Origin of the sequence: Archangium sp. (assembly GCF_036389735.1) — a bacterium.
Lineage (GTDB): Bacteria > Myxococcota > Myxococcia > Myxococcales > Myxococcaceae > Archangium.
Genome location: NZ_DASVWK010000238.1, coordinates 1 through 1,587, shown reverse-complemented (window position 1 = coordinate 1,587; position 1,587 = coordinate 1). Strand labels below are relative to the sequence as shown.

Here is a 1,587-nt window from a genome sequence, read left to right as displayed (position 1 = left end):
CTGGAGCGGGACGCGCATGCCCAAGTATTACGAGCTGATGGATGACCGGCACCATCCAGAACGTTGGCATCTGGGGGGCCCCCTTGATGCGCAGGGGCAGGAACTCGACCCCTGGCAGTTCCGCAAGGGCAGGAGCCTCTCTCTGGAGTGTGTGCCGCGATTCCCTCTCGATGTTCCCGGGCATCCCCTGGACTTCTGCTGGGCCGCCTTCGCGATTCCCGTCGTCCACGCCCGTGTCGCCCAGCTCTTCCAGCAACTGAAGGTTCGCGAAGTGCAGTTCATCCCCGTTCAGGTGGAAGCCCATGCGGAGCCCTACTTCATCCTCAACGCCCTCCAACTCATTCCATGCATCGACGATTCCAGATGCGAGGAGGTGCGGTACTGGAAATCGGAGGATGGACAGCCGGAAAAGGTAGGGGAGTACCGGAGGGTCGCGGGATTGCGTATCGACCCGATGAAGGTGAGCGATGCCCGCGTCTTCCGCCCCTGGGGATGGCGGGTGGCCTTGATCGTCTCCGAGGACCTCAAGTTGGCCCTCGAGCGAGAGGGTCTCACCGGCATGCGGTTCGTCGAGGTCTGAGCCTACGGCGCGGGCCGCACCAGCCGCAGGTGGGACTTCTTGCGCCCATTGCGCGTCGGCTCATGGCCTTCGTCCGGAGCCAGGGAGAGCGAGTCCTCGCCCAGGCCCATCTTGCGCTCATCCGGAGCGAACGGATCCGTCGGCCCGCGCAGCCCCGAGCGCAGGAAGACGAGGAAGAGCATCGTCAACAGCACCGAGACGGTGAGGAGCGTCATGGTGTTGGGGTGCGGCCCCTCGGGCATGGGGTCCGGCAGGAAGAGGATGGCGGCGTCGATCAGCCACAACAGTCCGCACAGCACGAGGCCCGCGGCGCCGATCCAGATCTTCACCCGAGCCCAGAAGGGGCGCTCGAAAGCGGGGTGGACCTTGCTCGGATCGCCCCAGGAAGGCTCGTCGTCCTGGGCGCTCCGGCCCAGCGCGCCCACAAATCCGCCGCTCCACGACATCCGCGCGGCGTGGGGAGCCGCATGGGACTCGCGACCCCAACCCACCACGGTCGTCAGGACCACCAGCACGAAGAGCACGAACACGGACGGGCCCATCCGCCAGGCCTCGCCGGCACCGTGCAGGAGCACGGCCCAACCGAGGCCCGAGAGCAGCAGCCGGAAGTGACGAGGCAGTCGCGCCAACATCGACATGTTGCGAATGGTAGCAGAGAAGGGGAGCGGCTCCAGTTTACCGCTCGTCCGGGTCCGCGTCGCTCCGGGCCAGGACGACCTGTTGGGTGCAGGACTCCGACCCGAACCGCCCCCTGCTCGCCTGCCCTCCCCGCGAGCGGTTGAGTTCCGAGGGGCTATGGCTCCGCGGTGGGGTCCGTCAGCGGCTCCGGCATGGTCCACAGCGCCGAGGGCGCGCCATAGGCCTGCTCGAAGGCATAGAGGATGCCCGTCCAGCGATCCCAGAAGACGGCCCAACTGTACTCGGTGGGGGGCGAGGTCAGGGGACTGCCGTCCCGATCCGGCTGGCTGTACGCGTAATCGGCGTAGGTCCACTCCAGGGTGCCGAAG

General features: G+C 67.0%; 2 protein-coding genes and 1 pseudogene. 1 reads left to right on the top strand and 2 read right to left on the bottom strand.

Annotation, left to right across the window (positions count from 1 at the left end; genetic code table 11):
• Window positions 1–580 (top strand): imm11 family protein (locus VF794_RS08640; protein WP_331108707.1); only part of this gene is annotated, 580 nt, incomplete at its 5' end.
• Between the two features lie 2 nt (window positions 581–582).
• On the opposite strand, the gene VF794_RS08635 is transcribed toward VF794_RS08640, so the two are convergent.
• Complete coding sequence (locus tag VF794_RS08635; RefSeq protein WP_331108706.1) at window positions 583–1,218, bottom strand: hypothetical protein; 636 nt, start codon at window positions 1,216–1,218, stop codon at window positions 583–585.
• Between the two features lie 155 nt (window positions 1,219–1,373).
• Window positions 1,374–1,587, bottom strand: a pseudogene (locus VF794_RS08630) (hypothetical protein); the annotation flags it as partial.

What these genes read in the sequence shown, in the direction of transcription:
- VF794_RS08635 (WP_331108706.1), bottom strand. Translation starts at nt 1,218, where the DNA reads ATGTCGATGTTGGCGCGACTGCCTCGTCACTTCCGGCTGCTGCTCTCG.